The following is a 703-nucleotide window of genomic DNA, read 5'->3' as shown; positions in this document are numbered from 1 at the left end:
GCCCCGGCGAACGGTGCCTCCCCCCCGTTCCCGGTCACCCGTCGTGCGATCAGCCCGTCGTCCCAAGGGCTCGCGTCGGTCCCCGTACGACGGACGGGGCCCGCCGGACCCGTACGGCCCTCACGGAGCGGGCCGTCGGCGGTGTCGTGGCCGCCCTCCCCGGACGGCCCGGCCGCCCCACGACCGTCCTCCCCGGAGTGACCGTGCTCACGGTCGTCGCGTTCCGGACGGTCGTCGTCGCACGAGGTGTCCCCCCGGCGATCGGGGCGCTCGGTGTGGTCCTGGTCAGTGACGGCGGTCACCGGTCACCTCTCCTTCTGCAGTACGGACAGCGCGGCGATGAGTTCGGCCTGGGGTTCCGCGTGCACCTCGAGCGCGTCGAGCGGGGCGAGCCGGCGCTCCCGTTCGGCGTGCAGGATCCGGTCCATGTGCGCGATGAGCAGCCGTCCGCCCCGGTCGCGCAGCCGCAGCGCCCCGTGCGCGCCGATCCGCTCGGCGAGCCCCTCCCCGGCGGTGCGTGTCCGGCGGCCGCCCAGCAGCACCGTGGCGACCAGCGCGGCGACCGTCTCGACGTCGGGGGCGACGCCGCGGTCCAGCTCGCGCACCTCCTCCTCGGCGTACTCCTCGAGCTCCCGCCGCCAGCGCCGTACGGCGAGCCCGATCCGGTGCTCGACGCTCTCCGGCGAGGCGTCCCGGGCGGCGA

2 pseudogenes are annotated in these 703 nt (G+C 76.5%); both read right to left on the bottom strand.

What is annotated here, in order from left to right:
• Positions 1–302 (bottom strand): annotated as a pseudogene (locus tag B7L92_RS41725) (ATP-binding protein); the annotation flags it as partial.
• A gap of 3 nt (positions 303–305) precedes the next feature.
• Positions 306–703, bottom strand: a pseudogene (locus B7L92_RS37995) (ATP-binding protein); the annotation flags it as partial.

It is taken from the genome of Streptomyces viridosporus, from assembly GCF_002078235.1.
In the GTDB taxonomy this organism is placed as follows: Bacteria; Actinomycetota; Actinomycetes; order Streptomycetales; family Streptomycetaceae; genus Streptomyces; species Streptomyces viridosporus.
This window is presented reverse-complemented; position numbering and strand designations above follow the sequence as displayed.